17 protein-coding genes are annotated in these 19,581 nt (G+C 56.8%); 9 read left to right on the top strand and 8 right to left on the bottom strand.

Annotated features, from left to right (window positions below):
* Positions 1–59 precede the first annotated feature (59 nt).
* Positions 60–677 (top strand): L,D-transpeptidase, encoded by a 618-nt coding sequence (locus C0U40_RS04980; protein WP_101654593.1) that lies wholly within the window; start codon positions 60–62, stop codon positions 675–677.
* Positions 678–749: 72 nt separating this feature from the next.
* On the opposite strand, the gene aspS is transcribed toward C0U40_RS04980, so the two are convergent.
* Entirely contained in the window at positions 750–2,531 is a 1,782-nt protein-coding gene (aspS, locus tag C0U40_RS04975) for an aspartate--tRNA ligase (protein ID WP_101654592.1), read from the bottom strand.
* 150 nt (positions 2,532–2,681) lie between these two features.
* Between aspS and C0U40_RS04970 the strand changes: the two genes are divergently transcribed.
* Complete coding sequence (locus C0U40_RS04970; RefSeq protein WP_101654591.1) at positions 2,682–3,326, top strand: class I SAM-dependent DNA methyltransferase; 645 nt, start codon at positions 2,682–2,684, stop codon at positions 3,324–3,326.
* 6 nt (positions 3,327–3,332) lie between these two features.
* Here C0U40_RS04970 and C0U40_RS04965 read toward each other — a convergent pair whose 3' ends face one another.
* From C0U40_RS04965 to C0U40_RS04950, 4 genes are all read right to left on the bottom strand, one after another.
* Positions 3,333–3,968, bottom strand: a complete 636-nt coding sequence (locus tag C0U40_RS04965; protein WP_101654590.1) for an aminotransferase class IV family protein — start codon at positions 3,966–3,968, stop codon at positions 3,333–3,335.
* The gene (locus tag C0U40_RS04960; protein WP_101654589.1) at positions 3,926–5,086 is read right to left on the bottom strand and encodes an aminodeoxychorismate synthase component I; all 1,161 of its coding nucleotides are present in this window, start codon (positions 5,084–5,086) and stop codon (positions 3,926–3,928) included. The genes C0U40_RS04965 and C0U40_RS04960 overlap by 43 nt, the downstream gene beginning before the upstream one ends.
* Before the next feature lie 52 nt (positions 5,087–5,138).
* Complete coding sequence (locus tag C0U40_RS04955) at positions 5,139–5,627, bottom strand: lytic transglycosylase domain-containing protein (RefSeq protein ID WP_101654588.1); 489 nt, start codon at positions 5,625–5,627, stop codon at positions 5,139–5,141.
* A 66-nt stretch (positions 5,628–5,693) separates the two neighbouring features.
* Positions 5,694–6,347: a histidine phosphatase family protein gene (locus C0U40_RS04950; protein WP_180957620.1), complete on the bottom strand. Its 654-nt coding sequence runs from the start codon at positions 6,345–6,347 to the stop codon at positions 5,694–5,696.
* Positions 6,348–6,522: 175 nt separating this feature from the next.
* Here C0U40_RS04950 and carB point away from each other — a divergent pair, with 175 nt between their 5' ends.
* The 3 genes from carB to C0U40_RS04935 all read left to right on the top strand — a co-directional run bounded on the left by carB (position 6,523) and on the right by C0U40_RS04935 (position 11,288).
* Positions 6,523–9,858 carry a carbamoyl-phosphate synthase large subunit gene (carB, locus tag C0U40_RS04945; protein ID WP_101654586.1) on the top strand — a complete coding sequence of 1,112 codons (3,336 nt, stop codon included), beginning with the start codon at positions 6,523–6,525 and terminating at the stop codon, positions 9,856–9,858.
* A 186-nt stretch (positions 9,859–10,044) separates the two neighbouring features.
* A complete protein-coding gene (locus tag C0U40_RS04940) occupies positions 10,045–10,593 on the top strand; it encodes a hypothetical protein (protein WP_101654585.1) in 549 nt (182 codons plus the stop codon).
* Entirely contained in the window at positions 10,590–11,288 is a 699-nt protein-coding gene (locus C0U40_RS04935; protein ID WP_145991886.1) for a helix-turn-helix transcriptional regulator, read from the top strand. Before C0U40_RS04940 ends, C0U40_RS04935 begins: the two co-directional genes overlap by 4 nt.
* Positions 11,289–11,438: 150 nt before the next feature.
* Here C0U40_RS04935 and C0U40_RS04930 read toward each other — a convergent pair whose 3' ends face one another.
* Entirely contained in the window at positions 11,439–11,780 is a 342-nt protein-coding gene (locus C0U40_RS04930; RefSeq protein WP_101654583.1) for a helix-turn-helix domain-containing protein, read from the bottom strand.
* A 748-nt stretch (positions 11,781–12,528) separates the two neighbouring features.
* On the opposite strand from C0U40_RS04930, the gene C0U40_RS04925 reads away from it, so the two are divergent.
* Positions 12,529–13,119 carry a thymidine kinase gene (locus tag C0U40_RS04925; protein ID WP_101654582.1) on the top strand — a complete coding sequence of 197 codons (591 nt, stop codon included), beginning with the start codon at positions 12,529–12,531 and terminating at the stop codon, positions 13,117–13,119.
* A gap of 162 nt (positions 13,120–13,281) precedes the next feature.
* On the opposite strand, the gene rpmB is transcribed toward C0U40_RS04925, so the two are convergent.
* Together rpmB and meaB are read right to left on the bottom strand one after the other, a co-directional pair.
* On the bottom strand, positions 13,282–13,569 hold the full coding sequence (gene rpmB / locus C0U40_RS04920) for a 50S ribosomal protein L28 (protein ID WP_101654581.1): 288 nt from the start codon (positions 13,567–13,569) through the stop codon (positions 13,282–13,284).
* Between the two features lie 161 nt (positions 13,570–13,730).
* Positions 13,731–14,726 (bottom strand): methylmalonyl Co-A mutase-associated GTPase MeaB, encoded by a 996-nt coding sequence (gene meaB / locus C0U40_RS04915; protein WP_101654834.1) that lies wholly within the window; start codon positions 14,724–14,726, stop codon positions 13,731–13,733.
* A gap of 170 nt (positions 14,727–14,896) precedes the next feature.
* On the opposite strand from meaB, the gene C0U40_RS04910 reads away from it, so the two are divergent.
* From C0U40_RS04910 to C0U40_RS04900, 3 genes are all read left to right on the top strand, one after another.
* A complete protein-coding gene (locus C0U40_RS04910; protein WP_101654580.1) occupies positions 14,897–15,622 on the top strand; it encodes a DUF3108 domain-containing protein in 726 nt (241 codons plus the stop codon).
* Between the two features lie 6 nt (positions 15,623–15,628).
* Positions 15,629–18,091 (top strand): ATP-dependent helicase HrpB, encoded by a 2,463-nt coding sequence (hrpB, locus tag C0U40_RS04905; RefSeq protein ID WP_101654579.1) that lies wholly within the window; start codon positions 15,629–15,631, stop codon positions 18,089–18,091.
* Positions 18,092–18,439: 348 nt separating this feature from the next.
* Complete coding sequence (locus tag C0U40_RS04900) at positions 18,440–19,576, top strand: glycosyltransferase family 2 protein (RefSeq protein ID WP_180957619.1); 1,137 nt, start codon at positions 18,440–18,442, stop codon at positions 19,574–19,576.
* The last annotated feature ends 5 nt before the right edge of the window (positions 19,577–19,581 follow it).

Below are 19,581 nucleotides of genomic sequence, written 5' to 3'. Positions count from 1 at the left end.
TAAATTATTTACAAATGCCCGACGACAGCTAGATTCCCACTATCAGTAAAGGGAACACTATGAAACGACGCGAATTTATAGCTGGAACAATTGCCGTTGGGACCTGCGCAGCAAGTCCGGTTTTTGCTTACGACAATACAATTGCGAACGAGCCGCCAATTCCGGACGTGCTTGCCCCACGGGTTGTGAACATCAAGGGCGGTGCACCCGGTGAAGTCCACGTGGTACCCGACCATTATTCGCTCTACCTGATGCTGGAAGATAACAAGGCAATCCGCTATTACGTAGGTGTTGGCCGCGATGCCCTTTACGAAAGCGGCAGTTTCTTTGTGGGCGCCAAGAAGAAATGGCCAAGCTGGACGCCAACGCCCGAAATGATCGAGCGTGATCCCAAATCCTACAAACAATTCGAAGACGGAATGCCGGGCGGGCCGAACAATCCGCTGGGAGCACGCGCGCTTTACCTGTTCTATCCGGGCCGCGGCGACAGCTTCCTGCGCATCCATGGCACCAACAAGCCTAAGACCATCGGGCTGGATGTCTCAAACGGCTGCGCCCGTCTGGTGAACGCCCATATGGTGGATCTTTACCAGCGCGTGCAAATGAAATCCAAAGTGGTGCTGCACCCCAAGGGGCTCTATCCGAAAAAGCCGATAGGGTCTGACGTCACGGGTTGAACCGCTGATAAGAAATAAAAAAAGGCGCGCGAGGTTTATACTTCGCGCGCCTTTTTTGTAACGTCTTCCGGATCAGCTTTCTTGCGGCAACACCCGAAGGCCCAATTCGCGGAGCTGTTCGTTTGTCGGCTCGGACGGTCCGCCCAGCATCAGGTCTTCGGCCCGCTGGTTCATCGGGAACATGATGACCTGACGGATGTTGTTTTCATCGGCCAGCAGCATCACCAGACGGTCGATCCCTGTGGCACAGCCCCCGTGGGGCGGTGCGCCATAAGTGAAGGCGTTGACCATACCGCCGAAACGTTTGTCCACTTCCTCTGCCGGATAGCCTGCAATTTCAAAGGCTTTGTACATGATTTCCGGCTTGTGGTTCCGGATCGCACCGGAGATCAGCTCGTAGCCGTTACAGGCCAGATCATATTGATAGCCAAGAATGTCCAGCGGGTCCTTATTCTCAAAATCCGCCATTCCGCCCTGCGGCATGGAGAACGGGTTGTGCGAGAAATCGATCTTGCCGGTTTCTTCGTCTTTTTCGTACATCGGGAAATCGACGATCCAGCAGAACTCGAATTTGTCCTTGTCTGTCAGACCCAGTTCTTCACCGATCACGTTACGCGCACGCCCCGCAACACCTTCAAAAGCACTTGGCTTACCGCCGAGGAAGAAGGCTGCGTCACCCACGCCAAGGCCTAGCTGCTGGCGGATGGCTTCGGTGCGTTCGGGGCCGATGTTCTTAGCCAGTGGCCCAGCCGCTTCCATGCCTTCGCCCTGATCGCGCCAGAAGATGTACCCCATGCCGGGCAGGCCTTCTTGCTGGGCGAATTTGTTCATGCGGTCGCAGAACTTGCGGCTGCCACCTGTCGGGGCCGGAATGGCGCGGACTTCGGTGCCCTCGTTTTCCAGCAGGGAGGCGAAAATCTTGAAACCGGAACCGGCGAAATGTTCGGACACCACCTGCATCTTGATCGGGTTGCGCAGGTCCGGCTTGTCCGAGCCGTACCACAGCGCTGCATCTTTGTAGCTGATCTGCGGCCACTCCTGATTGACAGGACGCCCGCCGCCGAATTCTTCCATCACCCCCTTCAGCACGGGTTCGATGGTGTCGAACACATCCTGCTGGCTGACGAAGGACATTTCCATATCCAACTGGTAAAAGTCGGTCGGGGACCGGTCGGCGCGGGGATCTTCATCGCGGAAACACGGCGCGATTTGGAAGTATTTGTCAAAACCGGCCACCATGATCAGCTGTTTGAACTGCTGGGGGGCTTGTGGCAGGGCGTAGAACTTGCCCGGATGCAGACGGCTTGGTACGAGGAAGTCGCGCGCCCCTTCAGGGCTGCTGGCGGTGATGATCGGGGTCTGGAATTCGTTGAACCCCTGCCCTTCCATACGACGCCGGATGGACGACACAACCTTTGAACGCAGCATGATGTTTTCGTGCAGGCTTTCACGGCGCAGGTCGATAAAGCGGTATTTCAGGCGGGTTTCCTCAGGGTATTCCTGATCCCCGAATACCGGCAGCGGCAGTTCGGCTGCCTCACCGAGCACTTCCAGATCACGGATGAACACTTCAACCTCGCCCGTGGGCAGCTTGGGATTCACCAGTTCGGGAGAGCGTGCCATAACGGTGCCATCAATACGGATCACCCATTCGGAGCGGACTTTTTCCACGTCCTTGAACACAGGGCTGTCGGGGTCGGCCAGAACCTGCGTGATGCCATAGTGGTCCCGCAGGTCGATAAACAGGATGCCGCCGTGATCGCGGACGCGGTGTACCCAGCCCGAGAGCCGCACGGTATCACCCACGTTCGACGCGTTTAGTTCGGAACAGGTGTGGCTGCGATAGGCGTGCATTTGGATATCCTTCAGGCGTCTTTGTACAGGGGTTAAATCACTCTGCGCATTGACCGCGTCAAAGCCCTGTTGTCAAGGGAACCTTGGGGTTTTGCCCTGAAATCCGCGCGAAACCTTGCAATTCCCGCCCATTCTGGCAATCCTGCCCCCATGTCGGAAAAAAGATCCTCAACAGAGCTTCTGGAAGGTGCCTACCAGATAGAGACGCCACAGGATTCCGTAGGTTATTACCAGGAATTCGCGGATCACTACGATACAGAATTCGCGCAAAAGCTGGGTTACGTTTATCCCCGCATCATTGCCGATCATTATCGCAGGGCTGCCACCCCTTTCGACCGGCCGGTTGCAGACATCGGTTGTGGCACCGGACTGGTGGCAGAAGCCCTGAACCTGCCTCGCGCCGAAATCGAAGGCTTTGACATTTCACCCGAAATGCTGGAGCGGGCACAGGGGAAGGCGCTCTATGGGGGGTTACATCAGGTGGATCTGACAAAGCCGCTTATCCCACCGACTGCCCCGTTCGGCGCGGTCGTTTCTGCGGGCACCTTTACCCACGGGCATCTGGGACCGGCGCCTCTGGAAAACCTGCTGGCCCTTGCGCAAAAAGATGCCCTGTTCTGTATCGGGGTCAATGCGCAGCATTACAAGGCGCGGGATTTCGGTGCATTCTTGGAAAAACTGCGCCGCTCTGGCCGGATCACAAGGCCGAAACTGGAAAGCGTGCCAATCTATTCCGATCCGGACAGCGCCCATGGCGCGGATACAGCGCAAGTGTTGATCTATCGCAAGCTGTAGCCTGGGTCAGACAATCTGCGCAGGGATCAGACCGCGCAGGGAATTTCCTACAAAAACCGGATTGTCTTGAAGGTCCGGCACCCTCAACACCGCCTCTTGCGCGCGGCCTGTTTCCAGCAGTTCCTGCCGCAATACGCCCGCCAGCAGACCGCAGGAGAGCGGCGGCGTCAGCAACTTACCGTCCCGTTCAACGAAAAGATTGGTAATGGTCCCTTCGCACAATTGCCCGTTTTCATTCAAAAACAACAGTTCGTCCACGGTATCAGGCATCGTCTCCCGAGCGGCATCATAGACCGCCCTGTTTGACGTTTTCACCTGCAACCACGGATCATCCGAGCGCAGCGCCACTTCGCTGATGCCGACCCGCCAGATCGTTGGCGGCGTTGTTGTCTCGCTGGTGCTGACACCGATACGCCCGTTCAGATCAATCGTCATACGCACCCGCGCAGGCAGCATATCCACAGAGGTGCCCAGACTGTGCAGCGCTTCTCCCCGATCAAAGGGAATTTCCAATTGCGCACAGGTGGCTTCGGCGCGGTCCATATGCAGGCCAAGCCGCACAAATCCGTCCTTGGGCGAATACCCCAGCGTTTCGATGACTACCAAACCGGCGGGAGCAAGGTCGCGTAACGTGCCTTCCATAGGGCTTCCTCATATTCGGACGGAGCGGTGCTGTCATAGACCACCCCGCCCCCTACATTCAGGCGCGCTGTACCATCTTTGACCAGCGACAGGGTGCGGATGGCCACGTTAAAGGCCGCCACACCATCCGGTGCGATCCAGCCGATAGAGCCACAATAAATGTCGCGCGGTCCCTGTTCCAGATCGTTGATTACTTCCATCGCGCGGATTTTCGGGGCTCCGGTAATGGAACCACAAGGAAACAGGGCGGAAAACAGGGAGAACAGGTCTACATCCTGCCGCATCTGCGCGGTGACAAGTGATGTCATCTGATGCACGGTGGCGTAGCTTTCAACGGTGAACAGCTCTGGCACTTTTACCGTGCCGAGTTCCGCGACGCGGCTGATGTCATTGCGCAAAAGATCGACGATCATCAGGTTCTCGGCCCGATTCTTTACGTCATTGCCCAGAAACGCTTTCAATTCCGCATCCTCGGCCTCTGTCTTGCCGCGCGGCACCGTGCCTTTCATCGGGCGGGTGGTAATCTGTCCGCTGTTATCTACGCGAAAGAACAGTTCGGGAGAGCGCGAGACAATAGCATCCCCGACCCCGAGATTGACAATCCCGCCGTAATTCACCGGCTGCACCCGCGCCAGAGCACCGTATAACCCTTCCGGCGTGCCAGACCATTTGGCCCGCATCGGAAAGGTCAGATTGGTTTGGTAGAAATCGCCCGAGCGGATGTATTCAGCCACCTGATCAAACGCCTGCCCGTAGGTCGCCCCGTCCCAGAGCGGTTCGGGCGCTGATAATCTGGCACGGGGTTCGTCATTGCGGGATTTTTCCAGCACAGCCGCGGTTGCGGCCTCATCCGGCCCGTCAAAGACCCCGAAACACAACAAGGGCGCACGGCGGTCCTGCGGCAGGCGTTCGGCCAGTTTGGGTTCCAGCACATAGCCGAGTTCGTAACTGGCGAAACCTGCCAGCCAGTAACCGGCGTCCTTGGCATTCTGAAGCGCTGCAAAGGCGGCGGGGATTTCTTGCGGATCACGGGCCACTATCAGGTCAAGTGGCCGCGCAAAGGCCTGCGCCCTGTTATCAGGGCCGAAATCCACGAGTATATAAGGCGCGTCAGTCATTCCACTGCCATAGCCCAAGGTGCGGGCTTTGGGAACAGGAACAAGCGACCTGTCAGGACACCAATCCGGTCTCTTCCAGCATCCCGCGCCGTTTGGCCTCGTAGTAGTAGCCGCGCGAGTACCATTTTACAGCCGTGCCGTGATCGCCATCAGACAGCAGCCAGGCCCCCCGCAGATATTTCACGGCGTATTTCAGGTTGGTATCTGCATCAAGAAGGTCTGACGGCTGGCCGCGAAACCCCATGGTGCGTGCGGTCTGTGGCAGGATTTGCATCAACCCGTAATAGGGACCGTTACGGGCATAGGGGCGGTGGGTGCTTTCCCGCACGATCTGGCGCTGTACCAGAGCAACCGGCACTTCATAATGACGGGCCCATTTTACGATCAGCGCCCGCAGTGCCGGTGTTTCGTTCGGATAAAGCGGTGCGGCATAGGCCTTTGAAACCTGCGCACGGGTCACGCCGGCATCACGCCCGCCTCCGCACCCTGCCAGACCGAATGCGATCAGACCAAGCGCTGCTCTTCTGGAAACCTTGTCCATAATTTCCTCTTGTACACGTCTCTAAAAACCCGAGTTGTGTACCATCCTGAGAAGATCGGAACAGACTTAAATCAAAGTACGAGCATGAACCCGCTCAGGCAGGTCGAGATGGGGAGTCGCGCAAAATTGCAGCAGGTGCAAATCTTCACCGACCATTTCGAATTTATGAACAGATGTATGGGCAATGCGCAGGAAAACTTCGGACTTGCGCCGGATGTCCAGATCAAGTGCAACCGCCATCAGGGTTGCGATCACTCCGGTCGAACTGACGACGATCACACGATCCTCCGCCCCCGCAATATCACGCACCGCCCCAAGTACACGACCACGGAAATCCGCATAGCTTTCCAGATCGTCCCCGACCTCTGCGCGGGACCACGCCCCGAGCACTTCGGCCACATGGGTCTGGAATTCCAGCTGGCTGGTGGGGGCGGCCAATCCGTGGGAGTTTTCCAGAACACCGGCCAAACCGAAATAATCCATTTCGTTCAGTCGTGCATCAGTCTGATAATCGACCCCGTCCAGCCCCATCGAAAGACCGGTTTGCATCTGACGGCGCATCTTGCCGGTTACAACGCGGTCAAAAGCGTGATCCGCACCCAGATATTCCCCCAGCCAGCGGGCCTGCTGATGCCCCAGATCCGACAGGTTGTCATAACTTGTTTCGTCTTTTGCCCCGGTCTGCGCCTGTCCGTGGCGCACCATGATAATCTCTGCCATTTTATCCTGCCAATTACTTATGCGGCTTCTTGCCAAATTAGCAGGGAATCCACAACCAATTCCCCTTGAACCGTCCGTCTTGTCCACTATAACCACGACAATTTGCAATCGCCCCCCGAATCCGCCGCGCATTTCTGCGCAGTGATGACGGGCGGGCCAAGCCTTGGGGCCGTCCATGCCAAAAAGAACCGATATCGACACCGTAATGATCATCGGAGCCGGGCCTATTATTATTGGTCAGGCCTGCGAGTTCGACTATTCCGGCGCACAAGCCTGTAAGGCACTGCGCGAGGAAGGCTATCGCGTTGTGCTCGTGAATTCCAACCCAGCAACCATCATGACCGACCCGAATATGGCGGACGCCACCTATATCGAGCCGATCACGCCAGAGGTTGTCGCCAAGATCATCGAGCGCGAGACCACAGCCCGCCCGAACGAGAAACTGGTGCTGCTGCCAACTATGGGCGGCCAGACTGGTTTGAACACCGCGCTGGCACTGGATGAGGACGGGACGCTTGAAAAGTTCGGCATCGAACTGATCGGCGCAGACCGCAAAGCCATTGAAATGGCGGAAGACCGCAAACTCTTCCGCGAGGCCATGGACCGTTTGGGTATCGAAAATCCCCGCGCCACAATCGCTGAAAGCATGGAAGAAGCGATGGCGGCAATTGACGAAGTCGGCCTGCCCGCGATTATCCGCCCCGCCTTTACCATGGGCGGCACCGGCGGTGGTATCGCCTATAACCGCAAGGACTATGAAGAAATCTGCGCCAGCGGTCTGGATGCCTCTCCGGTGAACCAGATCCTGATCGACGAAAGCCTGCTGGGCTGGAAGGAATACGAAATGGAAGTGGTCCGCGACAAAGCGGATAACGCCATTATCGTTTGTGCCATCGAAAACGTGGACCCGATGGGCGTGCACACAGGCGATTCCATCACCGTGGCCCCCGCCCTGACCTTGACGGACAAGGAATACCAGATGATGCGGACCCACAGCATCAACGTGCTGCGGGAAATCGGCGTGGAAACCGGTGGCTCCAACGTACAGTGGTCTGTAAACCCTGCGGATGGCCGTATGGTTGTTATCGAAATGAACCCGCGCGTATCCCGTTCCTCGGCGCTGGCCTCTAAGGCGACGGGCTTCCCGATCGCAAAGGTCGCGGCGAAACTGGCCGTCGGTTACACGCTGGACGAACTCGACAACGACATCACCAAGGTCACGCCGGCCTCTTTCGAGCCGACCATTGACTATGTCGTAACCAAGATCCCTCGGTTTGCCTTCGAAAAATTCCCGGGCGCCGAGGCCACGCTGACCACGGCAATGAAATCCGTTGGCGAAGTTATGTCCATCGGCCGCTCCATCCACGAAAGCATGCAAAAGGCGCTGACGTCGATGGAAACCGGGCTGACCGGCTTTGATGATATTGCCATTGACGGTTGTCCTCCGCTGAGCAGCTGCGTGCGCGAAGATGATCCGGATCAAAGTCTGCCGTTCATCCTCCGCGGTGCCAATGCGGACGATCAGACCGCCATCGACAAATCCGTAACCCGCGCGCTGGCCCTGCAAACCCCCGACCGGATGCGCACCATTGCACAGGCAATGCGCTATGGTTTCTCCGACGATGAAATCAACGAGATCACCAGCTTCGATCCTTGGTTCCTGCAACGCATCCGCGAAATCATCGCTATAGAAAAAGACATTCTTCTCAACGGCCTGCCCGAGAGCGCCAAAGAACTGCGCCGGCTGAAAATGTTCGGCTTTACCGACGCACGACTGGCCAAACTGACCGGTCAGAGCGAGCGGGACGTCCGGATCACCCGCACCAAACTCGGCGTAACAGCCGTCTTCAAACGCATCGATACTTGTGCTGCCGAATTCGAGGCGCAGACCCCTTATATGTACTCCACCTACGAAATGGATGCGATGGGCGAGGTCGAATGCGAAGCCCGCCCTACCGACCGCAAGAAAGTGGTCATTCTTGGCGGTGGTCCGAACCGGATCGGTCAGGGGATCGAGTTTGACTACTGCTGCTGTCACGCCTGTTATGCGCTGACGGATGCGGGTTACGAGACAATCATGGTCAACTGTAACCCTGAAACTGTCTCCACTGACTATGACACCTCGGACCGTCTGTATTTCGAACCGCTGACACTGGAACATGTTCTGGAAATCCTGCGGGTCGAACAGGAAAACGGCAGCCTGCACGGTGTGATTGTGCAGTTTGGCGGCCAGACGCCGCTGAAACTGGCGAATGCGCTGGAAGAAGAAGGCATTCCGATCCTCGGCACGACACCGGATGCGATCGATCTGGCCGAAGACCGCGAACGCTTCCAGAAGTTGCTGGAAGACCTGAAACTGAAGCAACCCCACAACGGGATTGCCAGCACCGCTGAAGAAGCCTTTGAAATTGCCAAGGACGTCGGCTTTCCGCTGGTGATCCGCCCTTCCTACGTACTGGGCGGGCGCGGCATGGAAATCGTGCGCGACCAACCCCATCTGGAGCGCTACATCAACGAAGCGGTTGAGGTCTCCGGTGACAGCCCTGTGCTGCTGGACAGCTACCTGTCCGGCGCGGTTGAGGTGGACGTGGATGCCCTGTGTGACGGGGAAACCGTACACGTGGCCGGCATCATGCAGCACATCGAGGAAGCGGGCGTACACTCCGGCGACAGCGCCTGTTCGCTGCCGCCCTACTCGCTCGGTCAGGATATCATTGACGAGCTGAAGCGCCAGTCCACCGCAATGGCGCTTGCGCTGAATGTTGTGGGCCTGATGAACGTGCAGTTCGCGATTAAAAACGGCGAGATCTTCATTCTGGAAGTGAACCCCCGTGCATCGCGGACCGTGCCTTTCGTGGCCAAGGCAGTGAACTCTCCGATTGCAGCTATTGCGGCGCGTATCATGGCCGGTGAAAAGCTTGGCGGTTTCGAGTTGAAAGACCCGCAAACCAAGCACTTCGCCGTGAAAGAGGCGGTACTGCCCTTTGCACGCTTCCCGGGTGTAGACACCCTGCTTGGCCCGGAGATGCGCTCTACCGGCGAGGTGATGGGGCTGGACAAGTCTTTTGACCGTGCCTTCCTCAAGGCGCAGATGGGCGCTGGTCACACCCTGCCGTCTGACGGAACCGTGTTCATTTCGATCAAGGATGAAGACAAAACCCCGCAGATGATCGAAGCGGCGCAAATTCTGAAAGAAGCCGGTTTCAACATTGTGGCAACACGTGGCACGGCGGCGTTTTTGAAAGAAGCCGGAATCGAATCCGAAGTGGTAAACAAGGTTTACGAGGGCCGTCCCAACGTGGTCGACCGCCTGCGCAATGGCGATATCAATCTTGTGTTCAATACAACCGAAGGTGCTGATTCCATTCAGGACAGCCGCGCGATTCGATCCGAGGCGCTTTATGGCAAGATTGTGTACAACACGACTGCCGCAGCAAGTTACGCAGCGGCCCGTGCGATACGCAACATCCGCGAAGGTGATTTGGAAGTCTCTCCGCTTCAAAACTACTAAACACCTGTAAAATAAAACTATTCACGCCTCGCGAAATTATCGCGGGGCGTGTTTTTTTATGGAAAAACCCAACCCTAAATAGAGTCACTTGCAATATTTCTGCCACATTTCGAACAAAATGCGCGCACATTTCAAAATTTGCAGGTAGTTTTGCATATATAGAACCGCTCAACGTAGGAGAGTATCATGCAAACCTCAGAAACCAGTGTTTCGATGATCAAAGATCTGTCGGAAATGCAAATCGCCCACGATATCCGCAGACAAGTCTTTGTGATCGAAGGAGAAGAATCGGAAGACGTGGAATTCGACGGCAACGATTTCTGCGCCGCCCATCTTTTGGCCTATTGGAAAGGCGAACCCGTCGGCACCATGCGTTTGAGAATTGTTTCGGGCAGTGAAGGCGGCACGATCATCTGGGAACGGATGGCTATTCTCAAGGATGCCCGCGAGCGCAACCCCTGGATCTTTAGAGCCTTGATGAACAGCGCCCGCCACTATACTGATATTATGGGGCTGAAAAACGTAATCGGAATCGTCGAGAACCCGAAGTTGATGCGGTTCTGGCAGATTTACGGTGGCAAAGAGACCGGAGAAGAGCCTTTGGAATTCCGCGGGCATACCTATCGTCCTATTCGTCTGACGATCCAGCGGGACGAGCCGCAGGAAGAACTGACACTGCGTCAGGCAATTATGGCGGTGCCCGAGGTCTTTGATGAAACAAGGAAGAATACGTGACAGTAAGCTTCGCCCTACTGATGGAGCGGCTGTGGCTGTCGGATAGTCCCGAGACCACTCGGGACATTATCCTCAGCCTCGGTTTTAACGGCCTGGTTTTCCAGCGCTGGTCGCCCGACTATATCGAGAACTGGGAGGGGCGGATTGCCGAGGGTTTTCTGGAGCACTACTACGGTGCCCAGCTCGATCAACACTGCCCCATCGCCAAAGCGATACACACGTGGTCCCGCAGTTACACCTTCCAACAGGCGCGGAACCAGCCAGGCGCGGACACCGAGAATGCACTCCGGGTAGAGAAGCTGTTCCAACAATTCGGGATGAAAGACGGGGTGGTCCTGCTGACAGGGCCGAACAACCTGCGGTCCTCTGTCATTCTGACAAGCTCCGGTCCGGTGCAAAAAGAATTCGAAATGTTTGGCGGGATGCTCTATTTTGCGGCTGACAAGCTCACACGGCAGTTGGGACCAGGCCACCCCCTGCTGACCCATGTCCCCCGCGAAAACCCGACTTTGTCCGATATGCAGACAAAGATCCTGCAAATGCAGATTGACCATCCGGAGCTGAGCAAGAACGAAATGGCGCTGGCGTTGGGGCTTTCCCCGAAAACGCTCCACGCGCACCACAAAAAGATCGCCAAGAAGAATGGCGTCACCACTTTTGCAGGTGCTGTAATTAAAAAATTGAAAGAGTCCTGATCCTTCCCGACCTACGCGGGATCTCAGGACGCAAAAACCCCGGCTGACTTTGCGGGCAGCCGGGGTTTCTTACTCATATACTCGATACAAACCGGATCACGTCCAGCGACAAACGCGACGGGGCGGCATTATCTGCCGCCCGAAACAGGATCAGGTGCAGGCTTTGATCAGGCCGACAATCTGGTTTTTGACAGCTTCGTTGGGGATCTGGTTGATCTGTGTTGCCAGTTCGATTGTACGTGTGGAAATCTCTTCAATCTCATGGCCTTCACCACCGTCAGCGCCATCAAAGAAATAGGAAACCTGAACACCCAGAGCTTGGGATACTTCCCAGAGGCGGCTGGCGCTGATGCGGTTGATGCCGCGTTCATATTTCTGAAGCTGCTGAAAGCTGATGCCCAGCATTTCGCTAAGCTTTTGCTGGCTGATACCGCGGGAAGCCCGTGTAAGGCGGATTTTTGTACCAACGTGAACGTCTACTGGATGAGGCATATTCGGCTCCTAAAACTGGGATCGCCCCTGTGGGGGTCACTCATAATGTTAAAGATTAGCCGAGGGTCGCTGCCGACGGAGCGCCGTTGTGATTGAGTTCACTTGGCGGTGTGTAACGACAGGTTTAAACTGAACGCCTCAAAAAATCAATAATTAATATGAAAATTTTGCAACCCAAGATAGTTATCCAAAAAGTTGTCGAACCACACTAAGGAGTCTCCTTGTGGTTGATTGAACTTAACCCCACGACACCCCCTATGCAAAACCGGCAATTGCAGCCCTCTCCAACGCTGCATCCGAAGCGCGCCATGCTCTGTGTCAATACTCTCAAAAGTATAGGATAGAGATTAGTCAAAAATCCTTTAAATACATGGGCTAAATGTAAAAACCCCTTATATTCAACAGGTTGAATAAAGGGGGTCGCGTACAACCCAAACTTCACCACCTTACGCAATGGTAAGGTTTCGACTTTCTCCACCTAGGATGAAGGACGGCGGCTGCACAATAAAATCGGCCCTGCGAATCCCCTTGTTTCGTGGCAAGATTGTGGCGCTGCCGTGGCGAAGCGATACTACCTAAAGGAGTTATTGATCACAATCCGGACACAGTTCGGTTTTCACTTTGGAAACAATCGCGCGGCTCCCCAAAAAAATAAAAATCTTTTGCGCCAAACCACCCCAGAGCCGGAAAAAAAGCGGGCCAAAACGAATCTCTTGAACCGCCCTGATCTGCGGGTAAAAGTCCGCCCATGGCAAAGCTCTACTTCCACTACTCGACCATGAACGCTGGCAAATCCACAGCGCTATTGCAGGCATCGCATAATTACCGCGAACGGGGAATGGAGACCTACCTCCTCACCGCACGCTTTGACGATCGTAGCGGGGTCGGAGAAATCGGTTCGCGGATCGGTATTTCCGCCAAAGCAGACGGGTTTGACGGTGAAAGCGATCTGTTCGAGATGATCGAAAAACGGATGAAGAGCAGTACACTTACCTGTGTTTTCATCGACGAGTCGCAATTCCTCTCTTACGAACAGGTCTGGCAACTGGCACGTGCTGTCGACGATCTGAATATTCCGGTGATGTGTTACGGCCTTCGGGTGGATTTTCTCGGCAAACTCTTTCCCGGATCGGCTGCTCTGCTGGCGATGGCCGATGAAATGCGTGAAGTGCGCACCATCTGCTTTTGCGGCAAGAAAGCGACGATGGTCGTGCGACAGGACGGCGATGGCAATGTCATCACCGAAGGTGCGCAGGTACAGATCGGCGGGAACGAAACCTATGTTTCCCTGTGCCGGCGCCACTGGAGGGAAGCCACCGGAGAGCGTTCGACTTACTAACCGGTCTGCGCTGCCAGTTTCACCACCCGATTCCTCTTGTCCCCAAAGCTCAGCGACTTCGTTCGCGAATTGCGCTGCGTCGATATACATCAGCCAAACGCAAAAAAACGACCCCGAACCATCGGAGCCGTTTGAAATTTTCAATCGCGAGGGCAGATGCCCTTAAGCGGCAGCAGTTGCCTTGGCGATTTCTTTCTTCACTTTCAGAGCGGCGTCCGAAAGTTCAGCGTCTTTGGCTTTGGCCATGAACGCATCCAGACCACCACGGTGATCAACAGTGCGCAGAGCAGCCGCAGAGATGCGGAATTTGAAAGACCGGCCCAATGTATCGCTGGTCAGCGTCACATCGTTCAGGTTTGGCAAAAACCGGCGACGGGTTCTGTTTTTGGCGTGGCTGACATTGTTGCCAGACATTGGGCCTTTGCTTGTAAACTCACAACGACGAGACATCGCGTATATCCTTACTCTCTTGTCGCGCGCCCGAAGTGGCCTGCGCTGACATTTGAAATTCGAGCCGCTTCTTTAGGCGTGATTGTCCGCCCCGTCAAGGGCAGCACGCGATCTAACAGCAGTTGGGTTCGTTTGGGGCTTTTACGCCCGAAATACAACCTTTATCCGCCCTGATTTACAGATTTTAATGCCAAAAGTACTTTTGCAGCGGCTGCATCAGGGCTCAGATCACCATTCGTGACCTTTTCACGCAGTTCGGACTGAAGATTCTGCAAGGCTTCGTCCTGATCCAGTTGCGCCAGAATGCCTCTGCGAATCTCGTCCTGAAACCAGATGTCCGCCTGACGGGCGCGATTCGCATCGAACGCGCCGTCGGACTTGCGCCACTCGGTCAGGGTTTGGATTTCGCTCCAGACCTGTTCCAGCCCTTCTTCCTCCAGCGCGGAAACCGTCATCGCTTTGGGAAAGCCTTGGGGGTCTTGAGGCCGCTTGCGCAGCAGGCGCAAAGCACCAGCGTAATCCGCGCAGGTGCGCACGGCTGTCGTTTTCAGATCCCCGTCCGCCTTGTTCACCAGAATAAGGTCGGCGATCTCCATGATCCCCCGCTTGACGCCTTGCAGTTCGTCGCCCCCCGCGGGGGCCAGCAGCAGCAGGAACAGGTCGGTCATGTCAGCAACCATAACTTCTGATTGCCCCACGCCCACGGTTTCGACCAGCACCACGTCAAAGCCGGCAGCTTCACAAAGTGTTATCGCCTCGCGGGTGCGCCGTGCGACACCGCCCAGCGCCGCGCTTGACGGGGAAGGCCTAATGAAAGCATTGGGATGGCGGGACAGATTGTCCATGCGGGTTTTATCCCCGAGGATGGACCCGCCAGAGCGTTTGGAGGACGGATCAACCGCAAGGACCGCGACCTTCAGCCCCTGCTCTACCAACATCATACCAAAGCTTTCGGTGAAGGTGGACTTCCCGACACCCGGTGTGCCGGACAAACCGATCCGCAGTGCCGAACGTCCCTTTTGTGTCAATCGGTCAATCAGCGTTACTGCTTTTGCGCGGTGATCCGCCCGAGTACTCTCTACAAGGGTGATCGCGCGGGCCAAAATCCGCCGATCCCCATTGAGGATTGCCTCAACCATTCCAGCATCAACTTCCATCATGTTGAAAACACTCCTGAATTATCGGTATGGGCGGGTTTTGGCGGATTTCCACCTAGAACACTGCCCCCGGTTTCCCCAAGTCTTAGTCAATCTTAAACCTGTGGGAAAGCCAGCCGCGGAAAAAACCAGCCGTCAAACACGAACCACTTCCAAACGAGCCTTTTGCAATGCGCCTGATCTTCTCGACCCTCGCCCTGCTTGGCACCGGCCTTGCGGCCTCTGCCGATGAAATAGACCAGACCTACGGGTTCTATGTGGCGGGGCTGAAGGCGGGAACCATACACATTACCGGTACAGTGCCTGCGATCGGAAGCGAAGGCAGTTATCTACTGAAAGGCACCCTTAGCCCGACCAGTATCATGCGACGCTTTCATGACGTAAGGTTTGACGGTCAGGTTGACGGGATCGTCACCCCGGACGGACGGTTGCACCCTGCCCGCTATGAAGGGTTCAGCCGCTCGGACACAAAGGAATCCGATGTGCAGCTTGTCTATGACGCTGGCAGGCCGCAGGTGGTACGCTACGCGCCGGAAAGATCACCGCAGCCTTTTGACATCATACCTGCGAAACAGAACGGGGCGATCGACCCGTTAAGTGCCGCATATCTGTTGTTTCAGGACCAGCCACTAGACACGCTTTGCGACAGAAGTTTTTCCCTGTTTGACGGGCGCAGGCTTTCACGTCTTGAAGTTGGCGCACCTGATGTGAATGCGGCAGAAGCTCTCTGTGAAGGTCGCTATACCCGTGTTGCGGGATTTTCGCCCGAAGATATAGAAGAACAGGTGACCTTTCCGTTCACCCTTGTATACACCAGAGGCGATGCTGACCTTTACTCACTCTCCTTCTTCAAGACCGACACAACCTTCGGCCCCGCCGAGGCGGCGCGAAAGTAAGCGGACATGACCCGCCTGCCGATTGAAGAGGCCCTGCCGGAACTGGCAAAGGCATTGCAGTCGCGCGGGCTGGCGGTTCTACAGGCCCCGCCCGGGGCCGGGAAAACCACACGGGTGCCCCTGTTCCTGCTGGAACGCGGACTGGTGGAGGGGCACATCCTGATGCTGGAACCCCGTCGCCTTGCTGCGCGGGCTGCGGCCGAACGTATGGCGCAAACACTGGGCGAGGACGTGGGGCAAACGGTCGGCTACCGCATGCGGGGTGACAGCAAGGTCGGTCCGCAGACGCGGATAGAGGTGATCACCGAGGGCATCCTGATGCGGGTGATCCAGAATGATCCCGAACTGGCCGGTGTCGGCTGCATCATCTTTGACGAATTTCACGAACGCAGCCTGCAAGCGGATACCGGACTGGCCTTTGCGCTGGAAATCCGCGAGGCCCTGCGCCCCGATCTGTTGCTGATCGCCATGTCCGCAACGCTTGACGCGGCACCTGTTGCGGCCCTTATGGGGGACGCACCGATGGTTACCTCTGCCGGACGCAGTTATCCGGTGGAAGCCCGTTACCTTTCGCAGCCCTGGAACCGTCCCAACCGGCGCGGGCCAAGATTTGAAGAAGCCGCCGCAGAATTGATCCTTCAGGCTGCCAGTGAAACAACAGGTGGTATTCTGGCGTTCCTGCCCGGTGAAGGGGAAATCCGGCGCGTGCAAAGCCTGCTTCAGGGCAAGCTGCCGCAAGCAAGCAACCTGCGCCCGCTTTATGGCGCCCTGCCCTTTGCCGAACAACGCCGCGCGGTGCTGCCCGATCAGGAGGGGCGCAAGATTGTGCTGGCGACCTCTATCGCGGAAACCTCTCTGACCATTCAGGATGTCTCGGTCGTAGTGGACGGCGGGCGGGCCCGCCGTGCGCGGTTTGACGCGGGCTCTGGCATGTCGCGTCTGGTGACTGAGCGTGTGACAAAGGCCGAAGCAACCCAGCGGCAGGGGCGAGCCGGTCGCGTAGAAGCAGGCATCTGTTACAAGCTTTGGACTAAAGGCGAAGAAGGCGGGTTTGCGCCTTATCCGCTGCCTGAAATTCTGTCTGCCGACATTACCAATCTGGTTCTGGAACTGGCCGCTTGGGGCACGAGCACCCCTGCGGATCTGCCATTTCTGGACCAGCCCCGCAGCAGCGATGTCGAACGTTCGCAAGAATTGTTGCGCGGGCTTGGTGCGCTTGATCCGGCAAACCGGATCACGGATCACGGCCGTGCCCTGTTGCGCCATCCGCTGCACGTGCGTCTAGCCCATATGCTGGAGCAGGGCGGGCCGGATGCGGCGCCGCTGGCCGCGCTTCTGGAAAACCGCGATCCCCTGCCCCGCACTGCGCCCAGCGATTTGTCCTTGCGCCTTGAAGCCATCCGCGATCCGCGCCGTTTCGCAGACGCCCATCCGTTTCAGGCCAATTCAGCCGCGGTAAAAGCCATCAAAGCCGAAGCCAAGCGCCTGAGAACCGGAACTGCAGCGTTTTCTGCGACCGAAACGCTCGCACTGGCTTATCCGGACCGGATCGGCTTGCGCCGCAAGGGAGATGCGCCGCGTTTTGTGCTGTCAGGCGGCAAGGGTGCGGTGTTTGATGAAGAAGATCCAACGGGTACAAACCGCCTGGCGGTTATCCCGTCTCTGGACGGGGACGGCCGAGAGGCCCGCGTCCGCATGGCACTGCCTTTGACACAGAGCGAACTGGCCGCCGTCTATGGCGACCAGTTCGAAACCCGCCACCTCTGTGAATGGTCCAAACGGGAGCGTCGCGTGCTTGCCCGCAAGCACCTGTGTTTCGGGGCCTTGGTGCTTGAGGACCAGAACTGGAAAGACTGCCCTGCAGATGCGTCGAACGCGGCGATGTGTGAGGGGGTTGCGGAACTCGGGCTCGGGTGTCTGCCGTGGAGCCAGCCCGCCACCCTGTTCCGCGCCCGTGCCGAATGGCTGCGCAATCAGGGGCATGAGATGCCGGACCTGTCGGACGAAGGTTTGCTGGCGCGATTGAACGACTGGCTCGAACCGCATCTGGGCGGGATTCGCACCCCCGACGGGCTACGCGGTCTGGACCTCCATTCGATCCTGCGCAACCAGCTGGATTGGGAGGCATTGCAGGTACTCGACCAGCTTGCGCCAGCCAGCATCACTGCACCGACGGGTACTAAGCTGCCGATTGATTACGGGGCGGCGCAACCAAAGGTCACTGTCCGCCTGCAAGAGCTGTTTGGCATGACGACCCACCCCACAGCCGGCCCCAAAAACATCCCATTGCTGATCGAACTGCTGTCACCGGCGCGGCGTGCTGTCCAGACAACAGCCGATCTGCCCGGATTCTGGAGAAGCTCTTATGCGGATGTGCGCAAGGATATGCGCGGGCGATATCCGCGGCATCCCTGGCCCGAAGACCCGACACAGGCGGAACCGACACGACGGGTGAAACCGCGGAGGTGAATTGTGGTCTCCAACGTCAGACTAAAAACCGCACACCATTGTTATTAAACCGATTAATCTGTTAACATACTGCATATATGAAGCTTCTTAAATGAAGCTTCATATATGACGCGTCTTGTAAGACGCTTCATATTTGCAGGGTCATCCCGCCACAATTGCAACGCTTCGCCCTGAACTGCCATTGCCTGCCAAAGCAGGCTGCTGCCGCTGCAAGACACCTTTTCGCGGCACCCCGCACTGGGGCGAAGTTGCAACAGGCCTGTGCTTTTGGCGCATCCCGCTGTGCCGAATCGCTTCCACTTCCGAAGGCTGTGGTATGAATTTGTCAAAAAAAGCCGGAGCAGTACCGTGACTCATATTGACCGCAAATTCTTGCGTCTGCGCAGAACTCCTGCGCCGCCTGCGCATTTTACACTGGTAGCCACCGCCAAGAACGAAGGCCCGTATCTGCTGGAATGGGTCGCTTACCACCGCTCTATCGGCTTTAACGACATCATCATTTTCCAGAACGATTCAGAAGACTACACAGGCAAGATTCTCGCCTGCCTCGATGAAATCGGTGCTGTGCGCTACCGCTACAATCAGGCCAAACGGGGCGGCCATCAGATCGCTGCTTACAACCGCAGCGTCCGCCATTCCGAATACCAATCCGCCGATTGGGCGATGGCGCTGGATCTGGACGAGTTTCTTGTGATTAAAACCGGCGATGGTACCCTGCCCGCTCTTCTGTCCGCCGCACCTAAATTCCACAGGATGCTGATCAACTGGAAACTGTTCGGCAGTTCCGGTGTCGAAACAATCCAGAGCGGGCTTGTTACAGATCGCTACTCGCTGGCCGAAAAGGACAGTTTTATCAGTAAATTCGTCCAGCCTTACAAGACCCTGTTCAAACGGGAGGCATTTCTGCGCCCGGGCGTTCACAAGCCGAGCAAGTTCCTGCTAGATGAAGAAATGATTACAGTGAACGGCTCCGGTCTAAGCGATAAAGCCTTTGAAATCCGCAACTTCCAGTCCACCGATCCGGGACTGCGCTGCCTTGCACAGGTGAACCATTATATCGTGAAGGACCCGCAGAGCTTTGTACTGAAATCTGCGAAGGGTAGTGCCCATCAGGCCAACCGCGACATCGGTGAAACCTATTGGGAGAAGCGGAACAAAAATCACGAACCAGACCACAGCATTCGCGCAAACCGCCCCCGTCTGATCCGTGAAATGAAGCGCCTGAACAACCTCTCCGGCGGGCGACTTCGCGCCCTGACCGATCAGGCGGTGGCGTATCACCGCGAGAAATTCGATGCGATGCGCAATGACCCTGATCTGGCCAAGCTCTATGACTTCTGTGCGACCCGCAGCGGGGTAACGCCCCCTGAACCGCGCCGGATTTCGAACTTCCCGATAAAAGGCGTGCGCCTGACCACCGGTGTGAAGAAAACAGATTATGGCGGGTTCAGGATACTTGATATCAACCGGTCCCGCGCCTCCTGATCCGG

It is taken from the genome of Neptunicoccus cionae (genome assembly GCF_002860325.1).
Classification (GTDB): Bacteria; Pseudomonadota; Alphaproteobacteria; order Rhodobacterales; family Rhodobacteraceae; genus Amylibacter; species Amylibacter lutimaris.
The sequence above is the reverse complement of the archived record's forward strand: the minus strand, read 5'-3'. Positions and strand labels throughout refer to the sequence as shown.